This window comes from Desulfurobacterium crinifex, from assembly GCF_054656775.1.
On record NZ_BAAHXO010000002.1, the window covers coordinates 89,911 to 113,244 of the forward strand.

Sequence of the window (23,334 nt, forward strand, 5' to 3'; positions counted from 1 at the left end):
GGTAAGGCTGTGATAACTACAAGAGATGGGATGGTAAACATTTCAGGAACTACATTAGAAGTGAAAGGTAATTATCCTCTTGCACCTTCAGGTTTATCAGAGGAGGAAAGGAAAGAATGGAAACCGTTTAACGGTAAGGTTAATCTTTCTCCTTGGAAAATTTTTGAAATCTTCTCTCTTGCAAGGGACATTCTTTCTGGAAAACCAGTTCCGGAAAGTAGAAGAAGAGTTATTTACAACCTTGATGGTGTTATGGTTGAGTTTTACAAACCACAGGAGACGAAAATAGCAGGTGTTTTAGCTTATCTCCTTGTTACTGATAAGTATTCAAAGCAAAGGTCAAGAATTTCACTTAGAGAACCTACTCTATATCAGTTTGTAAAGGAGATGAAGAAGAATGCCTCTTATGGTGTTGTTTTACTGGATCAGGAGCATGTTGATGTGTCTTCTGAGAGAATTCCTCAGATTCATCTCGTGAGACATCCTGACAGAGTAGAAATTACATATCCTGTTAGCTACGTAATTCCTCAAAATCAGGTGGGGAAGTTTGAATTCGCAATTTCGAAGTTTCTTTCAGATCCAGAAGGATTTAAAGCAGTTTCTTACAGTAAGAGGAGAGTGGAAAGCAGGGATAGAGTGGTTTCCCTGTGGAAGAGTAAATCAACAGGAAAGCTGATTCTAACCGTTGCTGGTTTTGACATACCTCTTGAAGATGAAATTTTTGAGAAAGTCAGGCTCATTTTCACTCTTTAACGGAGGCATGGCGTGTCTGAGGGAAGAATTATTGAAACTGGAGGGAAGCTGATACTTCCCTCCAAAGAGAACATTTTGACGATAAACGTAAACGGTGGTTTAAGAGTTTCTATTAACAGAGGTGGGGTTGAAAATACGGCTGTTCTTGACGGTATAGCAAAAGACATGTTCACTGCAGGAATGGAGCTCGGCTTCTTGGGGAAGCTGTTTAAGTGTGAAAAACAGGAGATTAACGGAAAAGTGTTTTTGTGCAGAGAGTCAATTCCTGCACAAGGTGGAAAAGTTGAAATCTCTGGTCTGGTTAAACAGAAGCCAACAATAAGACTTCTCGTAAGAGAAGGTAATAAAGATGGACTTTTTACTCTGCTTAACACTTTCCAGTGCGGGTCAATAGCCTCTTACCTAACAAGACATTTACCCTCCTCGACCTCTGAAAAGGCTTCTTTACCGCTGGTTAAAGATGGAATGAACTATGTCATTGAAATAGTTCCCGTTGAAAAGGATTTAATAAGTTTATCCCTTGTATCGGGTAAAGGCTACACAATTTCGTTTCGGATTGCAGGTCTTGGGATAGATCAATTCACAACAGCATTGGATCTCTTCAAATTTGGGGCGTTAAAAGAGGCAAGAAAGATAGAGGGAATTGGCGGCTATCTTGTAGTAAAGCCTTCCAGTCAGAGATATGTCCGTATCAGATTTGGAATGGTATCACAAAGAGAAAGAGAGATGGTTTCAGTACCTCTTATATATGCGGTTGCGATGATCAACTTTTTAAGGAGGTTAAGTTAATGCTCTCTTTGAGTTTCGAATCTGAAAAAGATAAAGAAATGGAGATTTTCCTTGCAAGATTGGAAACAGAAGGTGTAATGGCACTTGCAAATGGCATTTTAAAGCTTGCAAGGGTTTATAACATAAACAGGGAGAATCTACGTGAATTAGGAATTTATGTGTTTAGAGAAACTTCTTATCCTGTTGAGTTTTTAAAACTTCTTAAAGAGTTTAACCCGAGTGCATATAAAACACCTATAGACATGGAGACTGCTCTTCAAATCATAGAAGACTTTTTTACTTGCATAAAAAGACCAAGAATTGTGGAGGATCAGGCGGAATGGCTAAGAAAAAACTTACCTTGAGGGAGGAGATTTATATTGCAAGACTTCTTCAGGTAGGGACTTCTATCAGGACTATATGCTGTCTGTTCGGAGTAACTCCTTTTATTGTAAGGCAAGTAAAAGAAAGGATGGACTACAAACCCCTTCGGTTTTCAAATTATTTGACAAAATCTAAAGAGAAAACTCTTATTGAGCTGTTTAAGAGAAATTACCCCATTGATAAGATAGCAGTCCTTTTAGACCTTTCAGGAGAAAGAGTTTTTCGTATTCTTGAAAGAAGGGGGCTTCTTTCCCGTTGCCGAGGGACTCACCAGATGTAAAGAATATTTAACACCTCATGAGTCCCTTCACAAAACTTGATTCTTCCTGTTAATCTCTCCGAAAAGTAGAAGGAGAGATTATGCAGTTAATAGACTTACTTGCTATTTACAATAATCAAATTATTCTGCCTCTTGCTCTTTCCATTCCGTTTTTCCTTTTCCTGTTTTACCTTATTCTATTGATAAGAAAGTTGAGGAATTACCTCAAAAAGATTACTCAACAACAGAGCGAAGGTAGAAATACTCTTAGGGCTTACCTGATGGTCATTTCTCTCCTTATTTTTGCTGTTCCTTTGATTATACTTTCATTAGCTATATTTCCCTGGCATACGGCAATTTTTCTTTCGGTTCTTATCCTTTTACTTTATCTTGGTTTTTACTTCCAGATTTCCAGGAAACTTCTTCAATACATTCTCAGTAAAGCCAAGTATTCAAAACCTATAGGCTATGTGAAAAAAGTAACTGACAGGTTCAAAGTTTTTTACAAACCTCATACCGAAATAGCAGCGAAATGGATTAATGAACACATGCACATTCTTGCTCCTTCTGGTTCTGGAAAAACAAAATCCCAGCTTGGTCCACTATCCCAGCAGGCAATGGATAAAGGATTAGGACTTCTGGAAGTTGAGCCTAAAGGAGATAACGAGTACATAATGGCTCACATAGCTTACCTTCAGGATCAGGGAAGATTTCCTGATGATTTCCTTTTCTGGGATCCTGTAAAACCTGCAATTTCTAACACTTACAACCCGTTTTATATGGGAATGAAAACGGGAAATATGCAGCACATGGCTTCTTTAATCATAGCAACAATGCCGAAAGCTGGCGGTTCTGCAACCTTTTATGAAAAGGTTCAGAGCGAATTTACCAGAGCTATGGCAAGACTTCTCTCTATTCTTCCCAAAACAGGGAAGATGGCAAATTTCATTGACCTTTACGCTATCCTTGCATATTTGATTGGAAAAAGGGACGATAAGGGTAGATATATTTCTGGTTCTATAGATTATCTCCTTGAAACTTACTCTCAGGAGCTATCCGGTAAGGATAAGGATGAGTTATCCAAACTCTGGTTAAAGAGCATAATTCAGGATGTTGCAAGCAATCCTCAATATAAGAACTATTTGAGAGGACTCCAGCAACATTTATCTCTTTATGCTTTTGGATTCTCGGATCCAAATCTCCTTAATAGCTACACTCCAGATATTGTTATCTCAGATGCATTTCAGGAAGGAAAGGTTATCTACTTCTCTTTAAGGGCTTTGAACTTCCCTTCTGGAGAGTCCCTTGACGTTGGAAAAATGGTCCTTATGGACTTACAGGCTTATGCTGCCTACAAGTATGCCAACAACATAGTCAAAAACATGCCTGACATAGTCGTTATAGATGAAGCTCCTCAGGTTCTTCCTCCGGAATTTCAGCAGGTTTTCGAGATGGCTCGTGGTGCAGGGATAGGAGTTGTAGTTGCCCATCAATCCATAGACCAGTTTGAGAGAATTCAGAAAGGTATGTTTGACAACATTTTCAACAACTGCCGTGTAAAACTCCTTCTTGGAGCTGGCGATGATAAAACAGCCAAATACTACTCTGAATTCTTAGGACAGGAGCTAAAGAAGTTCAAAACAAAAGGGCAGTCCGGAGAAAACCCTGTCTTCTCACCTGTTAGCTGGCTTTTTCCACATTGGACAGAACTAACAACTGAAAAGTATGACTACGTTGTAAGACCAGAAGAAATCAAAGCAATGAAAGTAGGAGAGGGGCTTCTTGCTGTTAGAGGGACTCCTTTATGGGGAGTAAAAGGAAAAGCCTTTTTCTTTGCAAGAAACATGAAAGGAAGGCTTGAAGACTATATCCCTGTTAAAAAGCGTGGAGATGAGTGGGATAGTGAAGAAGGTTTAAGGCTTCTCAGGAGATTTACAGAAGAGTTTGGAGAAGTGGAAGGAGCTGTAACGATAAACGATTCACCAGAAGAAAGGGAGAGAAAACTCAAACAGGTTGAGCAGGAAATAGAACAGGCAGTCATTAATCCATTTGAAGAACCTGCTAACGATTCTTATGTAGAGGAGCAAGCTGTTGCAGATGTAATTTCCTCCTCTTTTGACGAAATAAATCCTATGAATTGAGGTAAAAGATGCTTCCTCGTGCAAGGATTTGGCTTTTGAAAAGAGTTCAAAGAGAAAAGAAAGGTTACATGCTTAAAAAGGGAAGAAATTGCTTAAAATGGAAAATAATCGCTGTTCTGCTGATTCTGGTAAATTCAACTGCCTATGCTGAAAAGGTTAAAACTTACTACGATGATTCAAAAAGAGGCTGGTTCTGGTTTGAAGATCCCAAGAAAGAGGAAAAGAAAAAGAAAAAACCTGAAAAGAAACTTGTAGTTAATCCTAAAGTTTTGAAGCCTAAGTATCTCAATAACCTAACCGCAGAAGATTTCAGAAAGCTCTATGAAAGAGTTAAAGGCATTGCTGTAATGAATCCAACGGAACAAAACATAGGAGCTGTTGTCTATCTGACAGATTTTATGAGGCAGAAATCCCTCAATTTTGCCTATGCCTATCAGAACTATATCCTCCAGCATCCAGAATACGACATGAACCGTGTTTCAGGAACTACATCATGGAGCTGGAGAAAAGCTTCTCTTGAAAAAGAAGAACGAATGAAAAGATACATAAAACTCAATGCAGATAACATTGGACTCTACTTTTTTGCCTCTGCTGGATGTTCCTTTTGCGAAGAGCAATCAAAAATCTTGAAATTTCTCTCGGCAGATTACGGTATAGCTGTTAAGACAGTTACCAACAATGCTTGTATTCCTTCTTTCCCCAACTGTTCAATCAATCCTGTAATGTTTGACAGGTTTAGAGTTGAGACAACTCCAACAATTGTTCTCGTTTACAGGGATGAGAACAATCAGCCAAAATTTGCCAAGATAGCCTCTGGACTCGTTACAGAAGAAAGGCTTTTCAAGAGAATTTTCCTTTATCTTCGTTATTTCAAAACAGGGAAGTGGGAAATCAACAGTCTCTTTGATGATGAGGAACTTCAAAAAGAAAAAGACATTGTTTTGAGGGGTAAGAAATGAAGTGGAAGAAGAAAATAGCAGGGATATTGAGTGTGGTTTTTCTATCAACAAGTTCAGCTCCAGCTGGAAATATGCTCGAATTTATGGAAGACACGATGGAAAGCCTGACCACCATAACTCCTCATGCCTATCAGGGACAGGAAAGGGGTTACTTCATAGGTGGTTCTGCTTCTATAAGGTTTCCGAATGAAAATATCCAGCCTTTTTCCTTTACTCCGCCACAACTCAAAGCAGGTTGCGGTGGGATAGACATAATCATGGGTGGTTTTTCATACCTGAACTTTGACTACCTTGTTCAAAAGCTCCAGCAAATTCTTCAGGTTGCTCCTGCCTTTGCATTTGAGCTTGCCCTGGGAACACTCTGTAAAGATTGTAAAAACATTCTTGATTCGTTGGATAACCTTGCTAACCAGATAAACCAAATGAATTTGAATCAGTGTCAGACTGCAAAAGCGTTGGCAGGATATGTTGGTCAAAAACTTGGATGGATAAGTTCCAAAAAGCAATCGGGAGGAGAAAGTGATGGGTTCTTTTCAGCGATTTCTGATGCTATTGAAAACTTTAACAATGAGACCAGAAGCTTCATAAACAGATATTCTGCTTTGTATGATGGTGGAGATGTTGAGGCTACCTTTTCCTTCCAGCCTTCTCTTCTTCATAACGCCTTTGAGAAAGCTGGGGCATATACCTATTTAGAGCCGTTTGTTAGAGCCTTAGTTGGGGATTGGTATGAAACTCAAGCAGCAGAAGAAAATACTTCATCACCAACACGTATTAATGCATGTCCTCAAGCAACTGCTGATGCAAAAGAACTTCTTGACAGGCTTCTTGAGGGTAGTTACTGGGTTAAAAATATCAATGAAACGACTGGAGAGCCTTTTGACTGTCAACCGTTTTCTGGAGAGTCATTTACCGAAAGAATAAAAAACAAGATAGATTGCATAGGCTATAAGATGAAGCTATCTCTTGGAAGAGAAGCAGTTCCACCGTCTGGATGTACAGGAACTTCTCTCAGCGATGAAGAAATTAGTTTGATAAACAACATAGATATTCCAATAATTTCGTTTTTGAAAAGTTCAATTGTTCTTGATCAAGATGATATTTATCAAGAAACATTAAGTAAACTTACAAATGTTGTAGCTTTACAGGTAGCTTATCTCTCTTTTTCAAAGATAACCCAGCTTGCAAAAATACTTCTCGATAACTATCAGAATCAGGTCAGTAAGCTGGTTCTACCAGAAGCAGCAAAACCTTACTTTGAAGAACTGAAAAACAGAATGGATGAACTCAAAAGAGAAGCGTATAAGAGATACACAGATGAACTCCACAAAGTAAGATCTGAGTATGGTTCGTTTCTCCAGAAACAACTTGAACTAAAGCTTGCTCTTTATAGAGCTTTAAAACAGCACAATCTCCTGCATAACTATTTGTTCCAGCTTAGGATGGAGAGGGGGCAGTAATGGCCTGGGAAGTTTTCACATTTGGAAACGGAGATGTTCTTACACAAATAATTATGGCTGTTAAAGGAGTTATGGATGATGTTGGCTATAAAGGACTGATTACTCTTGTTATTACTCTGAGCCTTTTCGTTTCTTTTTGGCATGCACTTTGGGAGGGAAACAACTTTTCAATTCCGTGGAAGACCTGGATCGCAGGTGTTTTAATTGTAGGAATTCTTTACACTCCGAGAGTAGATGTTATTGTGAGAGATGAAATTAAAAATACTCAAACTCTTGTAGAAAATGTTCCCTGGGGACTTGGGGCTTTTGCTTCCTTTTTCACATCTATTCAAAAAAACCTTGCTAAAAAATTTGACCAATTTTTTTCGCTTCCTGATGACCTGAAATTTACTAACTCTGGATATGCCTTTGTCTGGAGTAAAGAAAAAGATGAGAAATGATAAAGAAAAAAATGAGAAAAACGTAAGAAGGCGTAAGGAAACGTAAAAAGGTGTAAAAGGAAAAATCAAGAAAAAGATGAGAAATTTTTGGCTGTTCTCGGAAATTTCTCATTTATTTCTTTACTTTTCAAGAAAAAGTTGAGAAATTTGTTAGGCTATGCTAATAGTTGAATCCTGTCAAATTCAGGTTAAATTTCATTAGTAAGCGGTGGTGAAAGCCAGAAAGTCGCCCTGGCTGGCTGGTGGCACTCCTTTTAGGAGTGGCATCTATGGAGGGGGTGGGCGTCCTCCCACCACCGCTTTATTCCAGCTTTCCTTTTAGCAGTTGATAGCGAGAATGCTTTAAGTCGGAAATTTCCACGAGTCCTGCAGTTTTGAGTAGATTGACCAATATCTTTTTTCGCCTTCCTTCTACCTTAATCTTTACAGGAGTCTCCAGTTTAACTACAAACTTAGCTTTTTTACCAGGAACACTTTTCACAAAAAGGAGAGCAGGTTTTCCGGATTTATCTTTTGTATCAAGAAGTATCGCTTCTGGAGAATTAAGGGTTTTAGGTATCCGATAGAGATCCTTAACGGAAATGGCTGCTCCTCGGCTACTTTTAGCATTTCTTATCATGTGGAGAATTCCTTTGTCGTTTACAGTTATCACTGGAGTTTTAATTCTAAATCCTGTCAGCTTTTCTACAAGTTCTCGTATTTCCTTTTCTATCCAACCAACATTTTTAAGTTCTCCCTTAGGTTTCCAATCGCTTTTTATTATTTTCTTTATCCAGTTCATAAATTCACGGGTCTTAGGCTGAGTAAATCCAAAGGCTTGTTTAAGCTTCTCTTCAGTAAGTTCTTGGAATATACCTTTTGCCGTTTCTATTAGGTCTTCTAAGATGCCGTAGTTTAAGGCTCTGTCTATTAATGAGTCTGGAATTTCGTAGATTGCTTTTTCTGGATTTCCTTTAAACTGGTGTTCTTTGAGAATCTGTGGGTCTTTGAATTTACCAGTTAGCTTTGAGGGCTTTAAAACAATTTCTCTTTTACGGAGCTTTCCATCTTTTGTAAACTCAACGGTGGTAAACTTCTTTCCGAGTTCACCTCGGTGGACAGGGTAAACGGTACTTCTGCAGTTGTAGTGGTTAGGTGGGTAAAACCTGTCCCAGAACGGATCGTCTTTCGGTTTTATGGTCCCATGGAGTTTCCTGCAGAGTTTTGTGGTGTGTCCATCGAGGATGGCGTTATACATAAGATAGTGAACGGACTTGCTATTCCTGAAATAGCTCTGCTTACCTGCATTGTAGGCTGTCATTACATTTGTGTTATAGTGAGTAGATAAGTGTGCAGAGGTAAGGTCTGGTAGGAGTTTTTTAACTTCTTGAAGAACTTCGGCTTTTGTTTTCCCTTCTTTTAGTCCTTTTTCGTAGATGGTTTTTAGTTTGTTGATAAGGTCTTCAGAAGAAACATAGGCGATTGTGAAAGCTCTGAATTTAAGGTGATCACTAAGCTCGTTAAATTCCTCTCTTGTCATTGGAATCATTGAGCGAAGGTAAGTAATTGCTTCTTTGTAGGGAAGAGTGAAGTGGTCTGATAGCTTTATTTCTCCTGTAAGTTTTGCTCCGTGGTAGTGTCCAAGGAGAAAGGAAAGGGTCATAACTATGTGGAGAAAATCGGTAAATGTTTGAATTTCTTTTTCCTTGATATGTGGATTTTCAAGCCTTTCTTTAAGGATTTTTGTTAGAAAGTCGGTATTTTCTTTTTTGATTTCATTGACTATGGAGAGGAAGTTATCTACAAGTTCCCCCTGGATTTCCAGAGGGCTTTTCTCTTCGTTACTTAAAAAAAATTTACGGGCTTACCTCCTGAGAGAGAAATAGGTTGTGGGATAGTAGTTATAACCTCTTCTCCTTCCTTAGGCTCGGGGATGTTAAGGCGACGGTATAGGTAACTTGCTGGAACTTTTAGTCCTTTGTCTATCGCTTCAAAAATATCTTTGAGGTCTGCTTCGTTAGGAATTTCAAATTTGAGTTTGCATTCTCCTTTTACTTTATTGAGTTCAAGTATCCACTTTATTAGAGTAATGTTGAGTTTACGGGCAAGATATTGGGCATCAAGTATGGCAACGGATTCTAAGGTCTCCTGATGAATCTTACCGAGGCTGTAAGCTCCCACTTCTGCATTGTTCATCGTAAGAGTCTGTTTTGTTATAGCCTTGGAAATTGCGGCATCACACTTCTCTATTGTTGTCCAGAAATCTGATGTGTTACCGGGGTTTATTGTAATAACCTCATCTACCCCTTGGAAGAAGGCAGAAGCTCCACTTTGAAGTTGTGCCAAGTCTTTCGTTAGCTGTTCTATCTTATCTTCCGGGATGTCTCCTTCCTTCTTTATTGCCGCAACGGGAGGGTTTGCAAATTTGTCTTGGTATAGGTAGAGCTGGTAAATCGTTTCATACTTTAGCTTCCACATAGGATAGCATGCTCTTAAAATGCTCTGTCCCCACGGGTTTTCGGGCGTCGGGTTTCTGCGGAAGTAGAGAATACGGCGGTCTGGCAAAAGTTTATAACCCAAAAGCGTTTTTAAGACAGGTTTTCCAGTAGTCCTATCAAAGGCGAAATACCTTGGGTGGGCTGGGTCTATTGAAGAAACTTTGTAGAAGCCATTTTCAAGCTTCCAGTTTACTATGAAGAAATAACAGCCGTAGGGTAGAAAGTCTAAAAAGAGTTTTAAATCCTGTTCAAAGTCAATATCTTCAAGTGCTTTCTTTACAACATCAACAGCGTTTTCATCTCCGTCAAAAAAGTGGGGAATGGAGAGAACTGCTGCTTTTCTTGTTTCAAGGGCTGTCTCTATCTGATAATCAAGTAGCATGTATTCTATAAGGTCAAAGTACTCTTCGGTTGCAGGCTTCTCAAATAGTTTGACAGGTGCTTCTATGAAGTTTTTCACAAAAAGAACGTCGCCAATGTTTAGCTTTTTTGTTAAAGACCTTATATTGCTAACTTTTTTATCAGAAAGGGGATTTTCTTTCATAGCGAACCACCTTGATGGTAGTAATCTTTTTTGGCTCTTCGTTTCCGCAGTCTCCGAGCCAATCTTTTAAGATTTGTCGCGCTTCTTGAAGTTTGTCTGTTGAGATGTTTTCCGTTTCATTCATTGCATAAAGCTGGTAAATGGCGTCCTTTAGCAAGTAAAGTTTTGCAATCTCTTTTTCGTCACTTGTAAGTTCTGATTTTCCGCATTTTCTAAGTTTTAGAAAAAGCTTTTGAGCGGCAATGTTGATAGCTCTTTCTATGACGGAATCGTCAACAGTAAAAGACTCACTGCTAAAGGTTATGCTCTCTAAAATGTCTTTGGGTACGTAACTTTTTACCTCTTCTACGGTAATAAGGCTTTTAAGTTCCTCTACCGTCATGGGAGCTCCTTAAAACTGGGGGCGGGAAGCCCCCGGAAGTTATACGATTACTTTGCTCCAGCAAATGGCTTGCGGAACAGGAATGACAAAAGGTTTACTCTGGGCTTCAAGTTCTATGTTCTTGCCTTTGTCGTTATAGGTTACAAAGAGAGGAGTAGCTATTGCGCTTGCGGTTCTTGCCTGTTTTAAAGCTCTTAAGTCGTCTATTGCGAGATATCTGAGTCTGAATGGTGCGTCAAGGTCTATCATCACCATCTGGTCGTCAGGAACTGCCTTCACAACGGCTTTTGTTTGGGGGTCGGTATAGACAGAGTTAACGGGTTTAACGAGAACATCGCCTACCATGATTCCACCGTTTGCCATTTCAAGCCTTATGGCTTTTCCTGTGTAGTTGTTTGAAAGGTCAAGGAGAAGTCCGTAGACGTCCACGCCGGCATAAGTAACTACGTTGTTACCGTAGCCGTCCTTTTGGAGCTCCAGCTTCATAGCGGTTAATAGCTTGTAAAACTCAGAAAGCTTTTCAGGTTTTGCGGAGGCATCCTTCCTCTTTGTTTTTCCAAAGTTAACCTCAAAGGTGTCGTAGCCTCCTTGAACTTTCATCTTGTAGTTGATTTTCCCGTCAAGGGAGTCTATCGCAAGGGCTTCTACGGTGTTAAGGACAATCCTTCTGAACTTGTTGACTTTCTCCTGTATCAGCTTTTCAATCGCAACGTCTCCGAGAGCCATCATGTTCATAACGTCAACGGCACTCAGAGTGTCTGTAATGTCAATCGGTTGCGGTTCAATCAAGCTAAAGGCAAGCTTATCTCCGGCAACGTTTACGGGTTCACCGCCTCTCACAACGAGAGGAACGTTCCCGGTAACCTCTTGAATTTCAGCCATGCTGTAAACGGGAGAGGGATGTGTATCAACGTCTTTTGAGTAGAGTTCTTTTGTGAAAACTCTCGGATTGACAGGGGAACGTTTGATGTAATCCTTAACCTTTGCAGGGGTTAAAAACTTTGAAAGGTCAATCTGAAATCCCATCTCTTACCTCCTAAATCGTCCAAATCGTTTTTTCTTCAAGGGCTTTTATGGTGGCTTCATCTGCTTCGCCGGAAACTGTTTTAAGGAATCTGCCGTTTACAACTCCGTGAACGAGGACGAGGGCATTAACGTTTTTGCTCGTGTCAACAGTTCCCGTTAGAACGCCAACTACCTTGTGGTCTGTGTTTGAAGGGTCGTATAGGACGAGATTGCCGTCCGCATCTTCTGCTATTACGCTTCCGGCTTCTAAAACGCCCTGGTCGGCTTTGAGCTGCTTTGTGAGGATTACAGGTTTATGGGGAACTTCTGCTACTACTGTAACCTCTTGGGTTGCGTATGTAGCAATCTTTCCATTCATCTTTCACCTCCTACGGTAAAGACTTTGGCGATTGACGGGTCAAAGATGTCGGTTTCTTTTTGCTCTGAAGCTGAGAGGGTTATAGGCTTTAAGAGGTCTTTGTCTGGTGGCTTTATCTCTTTTAAAGCTTTTTCAAGAAGGTCAAAGGGAGAGAGTTTTTCTCCGCTTGACAGCTCAATTACGGGCTTGAATAACTTACCTAAGGTTTCAAGGGCTTTTACACCCTCCTCACTCATTCCAACGGATAGAGCAATCTCTTTGATTCTCCCTATCTTCTCTTCCTTGTAGAGTCTTTCAAGTTCGTTTGGCTCTTTTTGGTGTTTTTCTTGGGAAGCCGAAAGGGTTACTTTGACGGCTTCCTGTGCCGCCTTGGCAAGCTCCTTTTTAAACTCTTCACTTGCAACGAGTGCGGTGACAATCGCTTTAACGTCCATCTTTTCTCCTCCTTCACAGCAGGTTGAAAGTTTCATTCCTTGAAAGTCAAGGATTATCAGGTCTTCTGGCTTTACAGAGAGTTTCACTTCTCCAGCGGAAAGCCCTGCAGACTGGTCTGCCGGCGGAACTGCTCCAAGAAGAGCCAAGTGGTGGAGGTAGTATTTGCCGCTTTCTGGGTCCACGTAAATACCTACGCTGAACCCATCGTATTCACCGGACTCAACGCTCCGCTCTATCCATGGGGCTATAAGGAGGTCTGCGGAGATACAGGCTTTTCCGTTGTGTTCTACTTTTCTTAAAGCGAGAACCCGTCCAGCTGCCGGGTCTCCGTCTTTATACTGGTTTATGTGCCCAAGAACTATCGGGGGCTTGTAGTTAAGGGAAGAAAAGGTCTCTACTACTTGGTCTATGATTTCTTCTGTTACCACGAGCCCGTTTCTTTTTATACCTTCACAAACGATTATGACGCCTTGCTTAACCATTCATTCACCCCTTAGATAAGGTCTCTCGGAACTACTTCTCCACTCGTTGTGTCAACTTTAAGAACCACAGTTCCGTTAACTGCTACTTCAAGGAAGTGAACGTGAATCGTTAGTTCCATGCTGGAGATTTCGTTCCCGTTTTTGTAATCGGGAGTGGGAACTTCTTCTAAAAAGCCGTTAATTCGTGTAGAAACGTCTTGGTCTTCAACTACACCTTGAGTGGAGGTGTAAACGGTGGCTCTTCCCTTTAGCTTTAGCTGTATGAATCCCCTGTTTTTGTTGAGTTCCCTCAAAACCAGTGGGTCGTTGACTTTTACTTTAAGCTTTGCAGTTATCGGCTCTAACTTTCCTCCCGGAACTTTAACGCCCGCAGGTAAGGCAAAACCGTCGTAATCAAGCATCTTTCTTTTGGCTTCTACGCTTCCTTCTTCTACAAGTCCGAAAAACTCATTGCCGTTAACCCAAGCTTTATTTTGGTCAAAGGAGATAATTCTGTTTCCCATTACTGGTTACCTCCAAATAGCTTTTGGAACACTTCTGCTATTGCGTCGGAGTTGGCTACCCTTTCAATCGTGATTCCCTGAAGCGGTGAGGAAACGGCAAAGTCGTTTATGCGGTAGTGAACCTGACCGAGGGCAAGTTCTGAGGGAGTGTTAAGTTCAAGAGGAACTTCGGCACTTCCAGAGATGATTATTCCTTTTGCTTTCCAGGTATTTAGGATATCGTCAACGGATTCCCTTATTCTGTAAACGATTGAGGTTGTAGGGTCATTGGGGTTGTCTATGATGTTTTCGTCAAGGGTTTGAACGAGGTTGTCTTCAATGGTTTCGTCAAGAATGTCTGAAACCCTTACCCAGTTTATAAAAACTTCTGCCGGATGGGTATGGGCTGGAAAAGCTGTTGAACAGTTTCCGAAAAGTCTAAAGCCGTCTCTATCTCTTTTGACGGAGATTATTCCTTGACTGTTTATGTATTGAAGTTCGCTTGATGGATCGTTTGGAACGTAGGTCAGGATTCTTTCAAGTCCTACGACTCCTTTAAGTTCTTTGTTTGATGGAGAAACCTGGAAACCTTTTTCAAAGTCTGTTTTGACTGTCAAACCGGCAGCTCTACTTGAAAGCCAGTCGTAAATTACATTCCCCGTTGCGGGGTCAAGGACTTTAACTCTCGGATAGAGACAGTAAGTTCTCTTTGAAGAGAAGTTGTTTTTAAAGCTAAGTGCCTCTTCTGGGGAGGCATCGGCGGGTGCGTTGATGAAAGCTACAGCTCTTATCTTGTCTGCTAAAGCAGACATAGCTTGAGCTACGGTGGTTTTATCGGAAAAGCCGGGAACGTCAAGAATTTTCGGAAAGAATCCGAAGGTGCTTTTCGCTTTTTCAAAAAGTTGTAGTCCTTCGGTTACATCTGTGTCGGCGGTCTCTTCAGGATTTTCTCCAACGCTTACCACTAAACAGGTGCAATCTTTGTGGTCAAAGTAGGCTCTTAAGGCTTTGTGAATTGTTGAGTTTGAGTTAGGTTCTCCGAAAGTTTCAAGGGCTTCGTCCCAATTTCTTACTACAAAAATTTCATCTTTCTTTCCCAGTGGAGAAGTTCCTACAAGACCTATTATTGCAGATGGAACTTCTACAAAGGGGATTACGCCTTTTAGTTTTTCTTTGACCTTTACTCCGTGCAAGAACTCTGCCATCTCCCTTTCCTCGCAACACAGGTTTTTTTCAGTATAGAGCAAAGGAAGATGGCAGGTGGTAAGGTTACCACTTCAAGGCAGACGATATCCTTTCAATTCGTCTATGTGAACGGGTTCGATATTCCCTTCTCTGGTTTCCCTGACTAAAACAAATCTTTGTTTTAACTTAACCGAAAAAACTGTGAGTCTCTTCTTTTTTCGGAAAAAAGTTGATGGAGGTACTCCGTATCTTCGTCTAAAAATGGATTCTGGAATGAATTTAACTTTGAATTTAACTTTCACCTTTCACCTCCAGAAACTTCTGTGCCTCAATGAGAAGCTCCTTAGCTTCAACAATGGCATTTTTCGCTCTAATTAAGGATTCTTCCGCCATGTCAAGCCGACAGTGGCTTCTGATGATGATTTCAAGACCTATACAGACGTCTCTTTCTGCTCCGTTGAGTTTGGATAAAATTCTCTCGGTATCAATCATTTTCCACTCTCCCTTTCCGTTTTCTTGTGTTTCCGGGTTTCCATCCCATGTCCCGGAGGAGGGAGAGGAGGTCGGTAGCCTCCTCCTCCCTCAAATCTTTTGAGGTTGAGACTCCGAAACATAGGCGGAGTATCCGTCTGTATTCGGTATCTGAAAGTCCAAGTTCTCTTTTGGCAATATGAATCTTTGCCAGGTTTTTTCTATCAGGCATTGCTCTCCTCTGGCTCTTTTACGGGAACTCCAAGGGCATAAGCTTTTCTTAAAGCCCTGGATGTGGCTCTTCCTTCGGCAAGCTCAATTTTTCTTTCTGTATCTTCTCCATCTGATGCTGAGCCAAGTCCAGAAAAGGTAGAACCATCGTTAAGAGTTACTGTTACCTTCACAATTGGAAGTTTCGGATCAAGAACTTCTGCATCTATACTTTTCGTTCTTTTCTGGGGTTCAGGATGGTTCTGAGATAGATAGAGAAGTCCGTCAAGGGTAACATAGGGTTTGCCGTTTTCCTCCAGGATTACCCAGTGAATGTCCTTCTGGAGTCCAAGTTGCTTTAGTCTTTCGACAATAGCTTTGTTGTCCATGATTACTCCTCCTCATCGTCTTGAATTTCAGTTATCCATTTGTTTTCTTCTTCGAGCTTTTTCAGTTCGTAATCTTTCCACTTTTCATCTTCCAGTCTTTCTATTCCTTTCTCCTCCCAATAGATGAGAGCCATTGTCACTTCTTGCGGAAGGTAGTGTTTGTAGGGAACGAATCCCTCTTCTGTTTCAACGTAAACTTCTACGAAGTATTCTCCGTTTGTAACGGGAGTGAGAACAAGGTGGTATTTCTTCCCGTTCCTCTCTGCTTCTCCAAGCTTTGTAAACTTCTGTTCAGGATTGTCGTTACAAACTTTTACAGCCTCTTCAAGTGTTTCGAAACCCTTCATCTTTCCACCTCCTGTAATTTTTCTGATTCCACTTGTTGGATTTAAACATTCCTTTAAAGAGTTAAGTTTAAGTTCAAGAAGCCTCATAGCATTAATTCTGAGGAACTTCATCTCAACTCCTTCTGATTCTTTTTAGCAGGTCTGATTGATAGAAATTCAGACTCAGTGACGGTGATATACTTTTCTGCTTTCTCTCCTAAGTCTGCTCGAAGGAGCTTTACATCAACCCTTTCTCTACGGGTTTTCTGGATTCGGAGAACAAACTTTGTTCCACTCCCTGTAATAACTGAAGTTTCTTCAACGTTCTGGGTTACAAGCTCTCCGTAGATGATTCCTCTGATTTGTTGTTTTCTGTCGTTTAGCTCTTGAATTTGAGCTTCAAGTTGTTCATACTCATTAATTAGGTCAGTCAGGTTTATTTGTTGTTGTTCTACTCTGCCGATCCCTTCAGGGGTCGGTGTTTTTTCTAAAAGTTTCCTGACTCCTTCATCACAATAAGCCACCTCTTCCCTCCTTTTAGGGGTTCTCTCTGTTCCGTAGCTAATTTCCTTCACTTCCATCTCATACCTCCACAGTGATTTTTGTTTGCCACTTCTTTCTTCTTTTAGGTGGTTCTTCTATCCTTGCCTCCGCTCCAAAAAGAACCTTGACCATGCAGACAGGGAAATCGTCCGGCAGGATGTAGAGAACTTCAGAGTTGTTAGGCACTTTCTTTGCCACCAGGTAGGTTCTCTCTTTTCCGTTCTCGTAGAGAGTTATCTTTTCACCTATTGCAGGGTCGCTGTGAAGTGGAACTAATACTTTCATGCCAGCACCTCCTTGAGGAAACTTTCCCTAAACCACTTTGCTTTCTTTTTCCTTGCAGGAGTGAAAATTGGATTGCAATCTTGCGTCCATTCGTTTTTAAGATACCAGGCTATTCTTGTGATAATTCCTGGTTGATGTCTTCTCAAAAGAGTCCACATAGCTTTTGCAACAAGGCGGGTTTCTTCTCGTCTTTCCGGGTGCAGATGATAGATGAAAAAGTCCAACCATGCTTCATGGTCACCTTGCACCCAGAAAGTTGCGTAAGGTTCATCTACTTTTTTCATATAGGAAAACGAAGGATGTTGAATCTGGTAGGCAACAAAAATGGGAATCTTAAGCTTGAATGTGGCAATGCTACTTTTCAAATAACCTATTTCCTCTTCTTCTACGCTAAAATCATTGGGGAAATAGTTATCAAGTAAATCGGTAATATCTATCTCTCCCCATCTTGCAATTTTCACAAACTTAAAAGGAGTTTCGTCTCCTTTTTCTATAAGCAAGTTCCAGAATTTTTCAGGATCTTCCACATCTTCACCGTAACTAATAGAAGCAACGGTAGTGACCGCTTCAATTCTTGCTTCGTGGCATTTGTTAGCATGGGAAAAATCCCATAGTTCCACTTTACAAAGCTCCACTTTACAAAGCTCACAATCGTGGTAAGGGGAAAGTTCCCCAATCTTACGGATATACTTGAGTTTTTTACTCACCATGCCTCCTTTTCATATCCTTACAGGTGCTTTCACTATGTCAATTATTATCCTGTCATCGTCAGGGTCGTCGTTTAGTTTCTCCCAGATGATTTGGTTTTCCCTGAAACAATCATCGTAGTAGCAACCGTCGTGGAGACAGATGTCTGCAAGTCCAACTTTGCCTTCCTTTTTTGAATAGGTCTGCACTTTCAATCTCACGTAGAGTTCTCCTTTCTCTATCGGTTCTTCACACAGAAAGCAGATGTAGTCCTTACGTGCTATTGGCACGGTTACCCCCTAATCAAGGTTTTAGCCTGTAAACTTTCCTTAATCTCCATGTGGCTCTTTTGCCCATTACCCTTGTGTAGAACTTGAAATCAACCGTCCCATCTGTGTTTTCATCTATTTCTTTCTTCACTCCAGCTTTACCGAGCCAGCGAATGAACTCTTTGATGCTCGGTCTCTTCTCACTTCCGAGAATCACTCCTCCTTCGTGGGGAAGAAGCTCGATTTCAACTAATTTGGCTGGATTTGGACATTGTTCTGGATTCGCCAGAGTCGCCTTGAACATGGTTACCTCCTGAAAAGAGTTCAAGCTTCTATCCCGTTCTCCTCCAGTATTTCCTGCATTGCCCAGAGTTCTCATCCCACCACCCTCCATTTGGTTATTTCCAGAAATCTCCTTAGCTCTATGCCTTTTGCTTTAAAGTGAAGGAAGAAGCCTTCTCTGAAAAACGTTTCGACATCTACCTGATAGAGTCTTCCCTGGTAAACAACCTCAAGGGTTCCCAATCCATAGTCAGGTTCAGAGTGGAGAAACTTGCACAGGTGCCAGGGGAAACCAAAAGCCACAGATTTCTGGAACAGTCCATGAAAACCTTTTTCTTGTTTGCGAAGAGTTTTTGTGTAAAAATCGTAGTGGGCTATCTTGCGTTGTTTTCTCTTCTGCTCTCTTTCTTTTTTCTTTGTTTTTGGGTTTTGGATAGTATCAAGCTCTAAAAAGACTGTTCCTCCAGCGGTTATGAAGTAGGTTACTCCATCTGGATCTGTGAATCTAACCGGTCTGATTACAACGGTTTCTCTTACCTTCCCGCCTTTCATCTTTCACCTCTTACCATTTGAGTTCTTCCTCAGGGGCATACATAACAAGGCTCTGATAGAGTGTTACAAGCCTGCCGTTTCTTCTGGTTTTGCCTACTTTTCTGACGTGTCCTCTTTTTTCAAGGACTCTTATGTAGTTTCTGACAGTTGTTTCCCAGTTGATTTGAGCTTTTGACAGGTCGTAGGTTTCTTGGATTACATCTACAATTGCAAAGGTTCTCATACGTTTCAAAACGTCTGCTATCTCTTCTCTGGCTTTCATTGAACCCTCCTATACCTCGCCTTCGGACGCTTTGAAGTTTGTTTAAGAAGACCTTCTTTGTAGAGTTTCCTGATGAAGTTTGCAGTTGTCTTTGGGTTAATTCCAACTGCCTTAGCAACTTCTATTGGGGAGAAGTCTCCTTCAAGGCTCTCTATGTAGGAAAGGATTTTGAAGCGTGCAGTTTCCTTACCGGTTGCCTTTGGAATTTTTTTCTGAGTATCGGTGTTGTAGTCTGTTAAGCAGTAAGTATTGTGGTCAGCAGTTACTGGTTTCCAGCCTGTTAGCTTTTTCACTTCGTAAAGTTTTTCTCTCGTTGAACTTCTGATTCCAACAACTCTAAGGTAACCAGCGCGGGCAAGAAACCTTAAGTAATAGCCACAAACATACCTTGAAACCCCGGTTATTCTGGCAACATCGTTAACAGTAAAGACATCATTTACTTTCCTCAGAAACCGCCAGATCCTTTCAGCTGCTTCTCCTTTTTTTAAGGCTACTCTTGCCATTTCTAAGCCCCCTCAAAAGCCTTTCTGTTTTTGACAAAAACTCTTTTGACATCTACGTCGCTAAGGATTTCTTTGTTGTTTGCCACTGCATATCTTTCAAGAGCTTCCAGGGTAATGATTACCTGTCTTGTATTTCCACCTGTTTCGGTTTTCAAAACCTTGAAAGCATCCTGCGAGAGAGATGTCTTTTCGAGACAGGAACTGGCTATCTTTTTGATATCTGAAAGCGAGAGAGGTTCAAGGTGGCGAATAACTCTTACTCTGCTGTGGAAAGCTCCAAACTTCCTGACCAGAGGAAGGAATTCAGGAGAACCCACGAGGAGTATTGGAACCTTAGCTTCGTCGTGAAGGTCCCGCAGGATTTCAACCATTCTTTTCTTTTCAACTAAGCGGTTGGACTCGTCAAGGAGAATGAGGGGTTTTTCTTCTTCCTGCCTCAAGAGAGAGACTATTTCGCTGAATATCCTGTAAAGGTTGCCTTTTGGAGTGCCTCCAAGCTCTAAGAGAAGCTCTTCAAAGAAATCTCTTGTTGACATTGAAGCCTTGATGGACATGTAAACGACATTCTTGTTCTGGGTGTAATACCAGAGGCAGGTTTCTGTTTTTCCAATTCCGTATGGAGCTGATATAATTCCTATGGAAGGGTTACGGAGGCGGGATGCCTCCTTCAATGCATCAATTACCCCAAGGAACGTTGTAACGTTGCTTATGGATGCTACAAATTTGTCTTTACGCATAGCGAACCTCCTTTTGCTTGTTTGTATGGGTTGGTTCTTCAAACGGTGGTTCGTCAAGTGCGATTTTGATGGCTGTTGTGAGGGCAAGCTCAATAAGGCTTTCCTTGCCCTCCTCTTTTGCAAGTTCTCTGAGAGCTACATTGAGCCAGAAATTGCAGGCTTTTTTCCTTAGGTCAACTGTCTTTTGCTCCTGCATGGCTTTACCTCCTCTATGCAAGTTTGATCTGGCTTTCAAGTTCCTCAAATGCCGGAAAGACTTCCATTTTGACGAATTCCTCGTATTTCTCTTCTTTTGAGAAGTTTTTGAGCCATTCGTAGTCTTTCTGGCTTATCGGCTCTCCAGACTGAATTCGGTCTATCAGGACTCTTGCTCTTTCGAAGGGATCAAGGTAGTCTGCTGTTTCTCTTGCTAAAGTTTCGGCTTCTTCCACTTGCTTAATGATTTCCTTAGCTTTTACAACTTCCCTGTTTTCAAACTCTTCCTGCTGGCGTTTGTCAAAGGCAATTAGGTTTGGTTCTTTTTCAAATGAAGTAATTAGAACTTCATAAGGATCTGCACTGAATTTTTTAGTGAACTCTTTAATTTCCTTCTTTTGTCTATTGAGTTCTTTTCTGACACGTTTTTGTGTTTTGGCTATTACCTCTGCTCTTATTTTTTCTCCAAGAGCAGTGTGGTTAAAAGCTCTTGCAATGAAGTTTCCTTTCTCGTCAAAGACGAAGAGAACCCTGTAATCCGATAGATCCTGACGGACATAGACGGTGCAGTCGCCATTTTGCTGGTGGTAAAGGGCAAGCTCTTGAGAGTAGTAGTAAGTATTATGGATTCTGATTCCCTTGTTCGTAAGCTTACGCTTAACTGCTCTTGCAAGAAGTATGTCAAGGACTCTCTCGTCCTCAATTTTTGCAGGTTTCTTAGGAGAGTTGAGAATTAACTGTTCTACGATTCCAAATGAGTGCTTTTCTTTGCGGTAACGTTTCTCTATAAATTCGTTTAGCTTTTTGCTTAATTCCTCCGGAGATAGGTAAATTTCAAGGGCAAAGTCTTCGTCTCTGAGGAGTTTCTTAGCCCACTTTTTCCTGGCTTCTATCCTTCTCCTTTCTGCTACGTTGTGTCCAATGTAGCCGGGAAGGACTTCAAAAACTTGGGTTGCTATCGTTCCAAAAACTCGCTCTACAAAAGCCTTGTATTGAGGTTGGTATGGCGGGCAGTAAATAAGCTCTATGTTGAATCTTTCACAGACCTGCTGGAAGTGTTCAGATTTATAGACAGAGCCGTTGTCTGTAACTATTTTCTCTGGAACTCCAACCTCTAAAAGCCACTTTCTCAGAAGGTTATCAACTACAACGTAGGAGTTTTCTCTCTCTGCAAGGGCAAATCGAACGTCTCTACTGTAAACGTCTATGAGAAAGGTTAGCTGGAGTCTTTTCTGTTTTTCTACTACCGTGCCGTCGGACTGTTTTTCACTCCACTTACACATCACGTCGGCTTTTGTGGAGTCAAGCATTAGAACCTGACCGTAGTATTCGGCACGGTAGGCTTCTTTCTGGTCGCCATAGGCAGGCATATATCTTTGACGCCATTCGTCAGGAGAGAGGATATATTTGATAATGGCATCGTTCTTTTTCCTGAACTCCTTATACCACTTCATAAATGCCTGATAACTTGGTGGATGGTCTTTTAGCTTTCCTTCTTTGTAGTAAAACCTGAGAGTTTCGTAAATCCTTTTTCCTCTTTCTATTCCTTTATAGAGACAGCTCCAGACAACAGCCTGCATTTCTGGAGTAATGGCTCTTTTTCTTCCCTTGTTTTTGTGTTTAGGGAGAAGGGCGTAAAGACCTCCTTCTTCAAAGAGAGCTATCCAGCGGTAGAGGGTTTTAACGGTGAGTTTGTGAATGCCAGCCTCTAAGGCTTCTATGACGTTAATTTTTCCGTTGTTGTATGCCTTTACAAATCTTTCTTTTGCTTCTGTTTCCCTTAGCTCTTTGTTTCTTTTCCTGAAAGTTTTGTAAGCCTTTACGAGCTTGTATCTTGCTCTTGCCTCGTTTTTGTGTTCTTCTTCCGCTACTTCAAAAAGTCTCATCCACTCTTTGAGCTGTTCTGTATCTACAACCGAATGAGCAGGAATGAACTCTTCCGGAACTCCAATAAAGTGTTCAAGGATTTTTGACTGAATTTCTTCGGGGAGATTCTCTACAAGAAACTCTTTCTGGTAACCGCCACGGGTGGGGACTTCTCTGTATGTCCAGTTCTCCTTTTCTGCCCTTCTTCTTACATGTTCTTTTGATAACTGGAGGATCTGAGCAAGTTTGGGAAGTGGAATCCACTCTGGAACGTTGACGCTTTCGGTTACATTGGGAGTAAAAGTTACATTGGAGGTTACATTGGCTTGATTACTCGTGTTAGTTACATTGGAAGTTACATTGGATTTTTGAGTTACATTGGTAATATCTTGATTTTGAAAGGTTACATTTGAGTTGACACTTTTGTTGACGCTTTCTGGAGTAGTTACATTTAAAAGTGTCAACTGTGAAGGGTTGACGCTTTCGGCTGAAAATTGGGTTGAAAGTGTCAACTTTTCTGGCTGATTTTCGGCAGTTTCATGTTTACCATCTTTTAAGGATAGATTTTGATTTTCAATTGCTATTTCTGATTTTTTATTTTTGGCTGGATTTTGATTTTGACCGCAGGTTACATTGTTATTGGTTACATTGGTTACATTGAGGTTACATTGGATTTTTTCTTTTATGTCTGACGGTAATTCCTTAATTATGAACTTCTTTAGTGGCTTTCCGCCTCTTGGGTTTGGTTCTTCTTCATATTTCCAATTTTCGGCTTTTGCTCTTTTAATAATCGCCGGTCTTGAAATGCCGAGCAGTTTAGCGATTTCACCTGCGGTCAATTTCATTGGAGAACCTCCACAGTGTTAACCTTTCCACCTTTAGGGGAAAAGAGTGCTATTTCTTTTCTGGAACTCGTAAAAGGAGCTCGTAGTCTGTAAACGGAATTTCGAGTTTCACTTCTACCTGCCACTCCTTCTTCACAAGTTGCAGGAGATAGGTAAAGAAGAAGTAGAGGAATCCTGTGGAAAACAGAAGAAAGAGAAGTGTTCCAAGAATGGGTTGCAGTAAAAAGAAAATCAGATACCGTGCTACTTTTGAGATAAAAGTTTTGAACTTCATTTTTGCCTCCGTTAACTTCGCAACAGATAGTGTTTTCTTGGTAATCTTCACCTTTGCGATATGTCTGCTCTTGTGGGTTTCTTTTCTTGTTGCCCTTGTTGTT

General features: G+C 41.0%; 33 protein-coding genes. 8 read left to right on the top strand and 25 right to left on the bottom strand.

Going from position 1 to position 23,334, the window contains the following annotated elements; all coding sequences use genetic code 11:
* Positions 1 to 9 precede the first annotated feature (9 nt).
* The 8 genes from ACYQ3A_RS01360 to ACYQ3A_RS01395 all read left to right on the top strand — a co-directional run bounded on the left by ACYQ3A_RS01360 (position 10) and on the right by ACYQ3A_RS01395 (position 7,164).
* On the top strand, positions 10 to 753 hold the full coding sequence (locus ACYQ3A_RS01360; RefSeq protein WP_459894897.1) for a hypothetical protein: 744 nt from the start codon (positions 10 to 12) through the stop codon (positions 751 to 753).
* A 12-nt stretch (positions 754 to 765) separates the two neighbouring features.
* On the top strand, positions 766 to 1,542 hold the full coding sequence (locus tag ACYQ3A_RS01365; protein ID WP_459894900.1) for a hypothetical protein: 777 nt from the start codon (positions 766 to 768) through the stop codon (positions 1,540 to 1,542).
* Positions 1,542 to 1,886, top strand: coding sequence for a hypothetical protein (locus tag ACYQ3A_RS01370; RefSeq protein ID WP_459894903.1), 345 nt, complete (start codon positions 1,542 to 1,544; stop codon positions 1,884 to 1,886). Before ACYQ3A_RS01365 ends, ACYQ3A_RS01370 begins: the two co-directional genes overlap by 1 nt.
* On the top strand, positions 1,862 to 2,185 hold the full coding sequence (locus ACYQ3A_RS01375; RefSeq protein WP_459894905.1) for a hypothetical protein: 324 nt from the start codon (positions 1,862 to 1,864) through the stop codon (positions 2,183 to 2,185). The genes ACYQ3A_RS01370 and ACYQ3A_RS01375 overlap by 25 nt, the downstream gene beginning before the upstream one ends.
* 80 nt (positions 2,186 to 2,265) lie before the next feature.
* Entirely contained in the window at positions 2,266 to 4,305 is a 2,040-nt protein-coding gene (locus tag ACYQ3A_RS01380; protein WP_459894907.1) for a type IV secretory system conjugative DNA transfer family protein, read from the top strand.
* Between the two features lie 8 nt (positions 4,306 to 4,313).
* Entirely contained in the window at positions 4,314 to 5,264 is a 951-nt protein-coding gene (traF, locus tag ACYQ3A_RS01385) for a conjugal transfer protein TraF (protein WP_459894910.1), read from the top strand.
* On the top strand, positions 5,261 to 6,724 hold the full coding sequence (locus tag ACYQ3A_RS01390; RefSeq protein ID WP_459894912.1) for a conjugal transfer protein TraH: 1,464 nt from the start codon (positions 5,261 to 5,263) through the stop codon (positions 6,722 to 6,724). Before traF ends, ACYQ3A_RS01390 begins: the two co-directional genes overlap by 4 nt.
* Positions 6,724 to 7,164, top strand: coding sequence for a conjugal transfer protein TraG N-terminal domain-containing protein (locus ACYQ3A_RS01395; protein WP_459894914.1), 441 nt, complete (start codon positions 6,724 to 6,726; stop codon positions 7,162 to 7,164). The genes ACYQ3A_RS01390 and ACYQ3A_RS01395 overlap by 1 nt, the downstream gene beginning before the upstream one ends.
* Before the next feature lie 301 nt (positions 7,165 to 7,465).
* Here ACYQ3A_RS01395 and ACYQ3A_RS01400 read toward each other — a convergent pair whose 3' ends face one another.
* The 25 genes from ACYQ3A_RS01400 to ACYQ3A_RS01520 all read right to left on the bottom strand — a co-directional run bounded on the left by ACYQ3A_RS01400 (position 7,466) and on the right by ACYQ3A_RS01520 (position 23,231).
* Positions 7,466 to 8,806 carry a minor capsid protein gene (locus tag ACYQ3A_RS01400; RefSeq protein WP_459894917.1) on the bottom strand — a complete coding sequence of 447 codons (1,341 nt, stop codon included), beginning with the start codon at positions 8,804 to 8,806 and terminating at the stop codon, positions 7,466 to 7,468.
* A gap of 182 nt (positions 8,807 to 8,988) precedes the next feature.
* Positions 8,989 to 10,185: a phage portal protein family protein gene (locus tag ACYQ3A_RS01405; RefSeq protein ID WP_459894920.1), complete on the bottom strand. Its 1,197-nt coding sequence runs from the start codon at positions 10,183 to 10,185 to the stop codon at positions 8,989 to 8,991.
* Entirely contained in the window at positions 10,163 to 10,567 is a 405-nt protein-coding gene (locus tag ACYQ3A_RS01410) for a hypothetical protein (RefSeq protein ID WP_459894923.1), read from the bottom strand. The genes ACYQ3A_RS01405 and ACYQ3A_RS01410 overlap by 23 nt, the downstream gene beginning before the upstream one ends.
* 39 nt (positions 10,568 to 10,606) lie before the next feature.
* The gene (locus ACYQ3A_RS01415) at positions 10,607 to 11,593 is read right to left on the bottom strand and encodes a major capsid protein (protein WP_459894926.1); all 987 of its coding nucleotides are present in this window, start codon (positions 11,591 to 11,593) and stop codon (positions 10,607 to 10,609) included.
* A gap of 10 nt (positions 11,594 to 11,603) precedes the next feature.
* Complete coding sequence (locus tag ACYQ3A_RS01420; protein WP_459894929.1) at positions 11,604 to 11,951, bottom strand: head decoration protein; 348 nt, start codon at positions 11,949 to 11,951, stop codon at positions 11,604 to 11,606.
* On the bottom strand, positions 11,948 to 12,868 hold the full coding sequence (locus tag ACYQ3A_RS01425; protein WP_459894934.1) for a hypothetical protein: 921 nt from the start codon (positions 12,866 to 12,868) through the stop codon (positions 11,948 to 11,950). The genes ACYQ3A_RS01420 and ACYQ3A_RS01425 overlap by 4 nt, the downstream gene beginning before the upstream one ends.
* Before the next feature lie 11 nt (positions 12,869 to 12,879).
* Complete coding sequence (locus ACYQ3A_RS01430) at positions 12,880 to 13,371, bottom strand: phage major tail tube protein (protein ID WP_459894936.1); 492 nt, start codon at positions 13,369 to 13,371, stop codon at positions 12,880 to 12,882.
* Positions 13,371 to 14,555 carry a phage tail sheath family protein gene (locus ACYQ3A_RS01435; RefSeq protein WP_459894939.1) on the bottom strand — a complete coding sequence of 395 codons (1,185 nt, stop codon included), beginning with the start codon at positions 14,553 to 14,555 and terminating at the stop codon, positions 13,371 to 13,373. Before ACYQ3A_RS01435 ends, ACYQ3A_RS01430 begins: the two co-directional genes overlap by 1 nt.
* Positions 14,556 to 14,627: 72 nt before the next feature.
* Entirely contained in the window at positions 14,628 to 14,837 is a 210-nt protein-coding gene (locus ACYQ3A_RS01440; protein ID WP_163328818.1) for a hypothetical protein, read from the bottom strand.
* A complete protein-coding gene (locus tag ACYQ3A_RS01445) occupies positions 14,827 to 15,027 on the bottom strand; it encodes a hypothetical protein (protein ID WP_459894941.1) in 201 nt (66 codons plus the stop codon). Before ACYQ3A_RS01445 ends, ACYQ3A_RS01440 begins: the two co-directional genes overlap by 11 nt.
* Positions 15,020 to 15,238, bottom strand: coding sequence for a phage protein GemA/Gp16 family protein (locus tag ACYQ3A_RS01450; RefSeq protein ID WP_163328814.1), 219 nt, complete (start codon positions 15,236 to 15,238; stop codon positions 15,020 to 15,022). Before ACYQ3A_RS01450 ends, ACYQ3A_RS01445 begins: the two co-directional genes overlap by 8 nt.
* Complete coding sequence (locus ACYQ3A_RS01455) at positions 15,231 to 15,605, bottom strand: hypothetical protein (RefSeq protein WP_459894944.1); 375 nt, start codon at positions 15,603 to 15,605, stop codon at positions 15,231 to 15,233. Before ACYQ3A_RS01455 ends, ACYQ3A_RS01450 begins: the two co-directional genes overlap by 8 nt.
* Positions 15,606 to 15,607: 2 nt before the next feature.
* Complete coding sequence (locus ACYQ3A_RS01460) at positions 15,608 to 16,063, bottom strand: hypothetical protein (protein ID WP_459894946.1); 456 nt, start codon at positions 16,061 to 16,063, stop codon at positions 15,608 to 15,610.
* Positions 16,060 to 16,512 carry a hypothetical protein gene (locus ACYQ3A_RS01465; RefSeq protein WP_459894949.1) on the bottom strand — a complete coding sequence of 151 codons (453 nt, stop codon included), beginning with the start codon at positions 16,510 to 16,512 and terminating at the stop codon, positions 16,060 to 16,062. The genes ACYQ3A_RS01460 and ACYQ3A_RS01465 overlap by 4 nt, the downstream gene beginning before the upstream one ends.
* A gap of 1 nt (position 16,513) precedes the next feature.
* Positions 16,514 to 16,759 (bottom strand): hypothetical protein, encoded by a 246-nt coding sequence (locus ACYQ3A_RS01470; RefSeq protein WP_459894952.1) that lies wholly within the window; start codon positions 16,757 to 16,759, stop codon positions 16,514 to 16,516.
* Positions 16,756 to 17,466 carry a hypothetical protein gene (locus tag ACYQ3A_RS01475; RefSeq protein ID WP_459894954.1) on the bottom strand — a complete coding sequence of 237 codons (711 nt, stop codon included), beginning with the start codon at positions 17,464 to 17,466 and terminating at the stop codon, positions 16,756 to 16,758. The genes ACYQ3A_RS01470 and ACYQ3A_RS01475 overlap by 4 nt, the downstream gene beginning before the upstream one ends.
* Before the next feature lie 12 nt (positions 17,467 to 17,478).
* A complete protein-coding gene (locus ACYQ3A_RS01480) occupies positions 17,479 to 17,736 on the bottom strand; it encodes a hypothetical protein (RefSeq protein ID WP_459894956.1) in 258 nt (85 codons plus the stop codon).
* Between the two features lie 13 nt (positions 17,737 to 17,749).
* Positions 17,750 to 18,094, bottom strand: a complete 345-nt coding sequence (locus tag ACYQ3A_RS01485; RefSeq protein ID WP_459894959.1) for a hypothetical protein — start codon at positions 18,092 to 18,094, stop codon at positions 17,750 to 17,752.
* Positions 18,091 to 18,549, bottom strand: a complete 459-nt coding sequence (locus ACYQ3A_RS01490) for a hypothetical protein (RefSeq protein WP_459894962.1) — start codon at positions 18,547 to 18,549, stop codon at positions 18,091 to 18,093. The genes ACYQ3A_RS01485 and ACYQ3A_RS01490 overlap by 4 nt, the downstream gene beginning before the upstream one ends.
* Positions 18,550 to 18,559: 10 nt before the next feature.
* Complete coding sequence (locus tag ACYQ3A_RS01495; RefSeq protein ID WP_163328792.1) at positions 18,560 to 18,811, bottom strand: hypothetical protein; 252 nt, start codon at positions 18,809 to 18,811, stop codon at positions 18,560 to 18,562.
* On the bottom strand, positions 18,808 to 19,314 hold the full coding sequence (locus tag ACYQ3A_RS01500; RefSeq protein ID WP_459894965.1) for a winged helix-turn-helix domain-containing protein: 507 nt from the start codon (positions 19,312 to 19,314) through the stop codon (positions 18,808 to 18,810). Before ACYQ3A_RS01500 ends, ACYQ3A_RS01495 begins: the two co-directional genes overlap by 4 nt.
* Positions 19,315 to 19,316: 2 nt before the next feature.
* Entirely contained in the window at positions 19,317 to 20,051 is a 735-nt protein-coding gene (locus ACYQ3A_RS01505; RefSeq protein WP_459894967.1) for an AAA family ATPase, read from the bottom strand.
* Positions 20,044 to 20,247, bottom strand: a complete 204-nt coding sequence (locus ACYQ3A_RS01510; protein WP_459894969.1) for a hypothetical protein — start codon at positions 20,245 to 20,247, stop codon at positions 20,044 to 20,046. The genes ACYQ3A_RS01505 and ACYQ3A_RS01510 overlap by 8 nt, the downstream gene beginning before the upstream one ends.
* Before the next feature lie 13 nt (positions 20,248 to 20,260).
* On the bottom strand, positions 20,261 to 22,957 hold the full coding sequence (locus tag ACYQ3A_RS01515) for a transposase (RefSeq protein ID WP_459894972.1): 2,697 nt from the start codon (positions 22,955 to 22,957) through the stop codon (positions 20,261 to 20,263).
* A 49-nt stretch (positions 22,958 to 23,006) separates the two neighbouring features.
* On the bottom strand, positions 23,007 to 23,231 hold the full coding sequence (locus ACYQ3A_RS01520) for a hypothetical protein (protein WP_459894975.1): 225 nt from the start codon (positions 23,229 to 23,231) through the stop codon (positions 23,007 to 23,009).
* Between the last annotated feature and the right edge of the window lie 103 nt (positions 23,232 to 23,334).

Coding starts and splice junctions, on each gene's coding strand:
- ACYQ3A_RS01375 (WP_459894905.1), top strand. CDS start 1,862: ATGGCTAAGAAAAAACTTACCTTGAGGGAGGAGATTTATATTGCAAGA.
- ACYQ3A_RS01470 (WP_459894952.1), bottom strand. CDS start 16,759: ATGAAAGTATTAGTTCCACTTCACAGCGACCCTGCAATAGGTGAAAAG.
- ACYQ3A_RS01450 (WP_163328814.1), bottom strand. CDS start 15,238: ATGCCTGATAGAAAAAACCTGGCAAAGATTCATATTGCCAAAAGAGAA.
- ACYQ3A_RS01500 (WP_459894965.1), bottom strand. CDS start 19,314: ATGGCAAGAGTAGCCTTAAAAAAAGGAGAAGCAGCTGAAAGGATCTGG.
- ACYQ3A_RS01395 (WP_459894914.1), top strand. CDS start 6,724: ATGGCCTGGGAAGTTTTCACATTTGGAAACGGAGATGTTCTTACACAA.
- ACYQ3A_RS01390 (WP_459894912.1), top strand. CDS start 5,261: ATGAAGTGGAAGAAGAAAATAGCAGGGATATTGAGTGTGGTTTTTCTA.
- ACYQ3A_RS01520 (WP_459894975.1), bottom strand. CDS start 23,231: ATGAAGTTCAAAACTTTTATCTCAAAAGTAGCACGGTATCTGATTTTC.
- ACYQ3A_RS01505 (WP_459894967.1), bottom strand. CDS start 20,051: ATGCGTAAAGACAAATTTGTAGCATCCATAAGCAACGTTACAACGTTC.
- traF (WP_459894910.1), top strand. CDS start 4,314: ATGCTTCCTCGTGCAAGGATTTGGCTTTTGAAAAGAGTTCAAAGAGAA.
- ACYQ3A_RS01495 (WP_163328792.1), bottom strand. CDS start 18,811: ATGAAAGCCAGAGAAGAGATAGCAGACGTTTTGAAACGTATGAGAACC.
- ACYQ3A_RS01435 (WP_459894939.1), bottom strand. CDS start 14,555: ATGGCAGAGTTCTTGCACGGAGTAAAGGTCAAAGAAAAACTAAAAGGC.
- ACYQ3A_RS01415 (WP_459894926.1), bottom strand. CDS start 11,593: ATGGGATTTCAGATTGACCTTTCAAAGTTTTTAACCCCTGCAAAGGTT.
- ACYQ3A_RS01485 (WP_459894959.1), bottom strand. CDS start 18,094: ATGAGAACTCTGGGCAATGCAGGAAATACTGGAGGAGAACGGGATAGA.
- ACYQ3A_RS01460 (WP_459894946.1), bottom strand. CDS start 16,063: ATGAAGTTCCTCAGAATTAATGCTATGAGGCTTCTTGAACTTAAACTT.
- ACYQ3A_RS01490 (WP_459894962.1), bottom strand. CDS start 18,549: ATGAAAGGCGGGAAGGTAAGAGAAACCGTTGTAATCAGACCGGTTAGA.
- ACYQ3A_RS01405 (WP_459894920.1), bottom strand. CDS start 10,185: ATGAAAGAAAATCCCCTTTCTGATAAAAAAGTTAGCAATATAAGGTCT.
- ACYQ3A_RS01445 (WP_459894941.1), bottom strand. CDS start 15,027: ATGATTGATACCGAGAGAATTTTATCCAAACTCAACGGAGCAGAAAGA.
- ACYQ3A_RS01455 (WP_459894944.1), bottom strand. CDS start 15,605: ATGGACAACAAAGCTATTGTCGAAAGACTAAAGCAACTTGGACTCCAG.
- ACYQ3A_RS01370 (WP_459894903.1), top strand. CDS start 1,542: ATGCTCTCTTTGAGTTTCGAATCTGAAAAAGATAAAGAAATGGAGATT.
- ACYQ3A_RS01380 (WP_459894907.1), top strand. CDS start 2,266: ATGCAGTTAATAGACTTACTTGCTATTTACAATAATCAAATTATTCTG.
- ACYQ3A_RS01410 (WP_459894923.1), bottom strand. CDS start 10,567: ATGACGGTAGAGGAACTTAAAAGCCTTATTACCGTAGAAGAGGTAAAA.
- ACYQ3A_RS01425 (WP_459894934.1), bottom strand. CDS start 12,868: ATGGTTAAGCAAGGCGTCATAATCGTTTGTGAAGGTATAAAAAGAAAC.
- ACYQ3A_RS01510 (WP_459894969.1), bottom strand. CDS start 20,247: ATGCAGGAGCAAAAGACAGTTGACCTAAGGAAAAAAGCCTGCAATTTC.
- ACYQ3A_RS01400 (WP_459894917.1), bottom strand. CDS start 8,806: ATGACCCTTTCCTTTCTCCTTGGACACTACCACGGAGCAAAACTTACA.
- ACYQ3A_RS01420 (WP_459894929.1), bottom strand. CDS start 11,951: ATGAATGGAAAGATTGCTACATACGCAACCCAAGAGGTTACAGTAGTA.
- ACYQ3A_RS01465 (WP_459894949.1), bottom strand. CDS start 16,512: ATGGAAGTGAAGGAAATTAGCTACGGAACAGAGAGAACCCCTAAAAGG.
- ACYQ3A_RS01515 (WP_459894972.1), bottom strand. CDS start 22,957: ATGAAATTGACCGCAGGTGAAATCGCTAAACTGCTCGGCATTTCAAGA.
- ACYQ3A_RS01430 (WP_459894936.1), bottom strand. CDS start 13,371: ATGGGAAACAGAATTATCTCCTTTGACCAAAATAAAGCTTGGGTTAAC.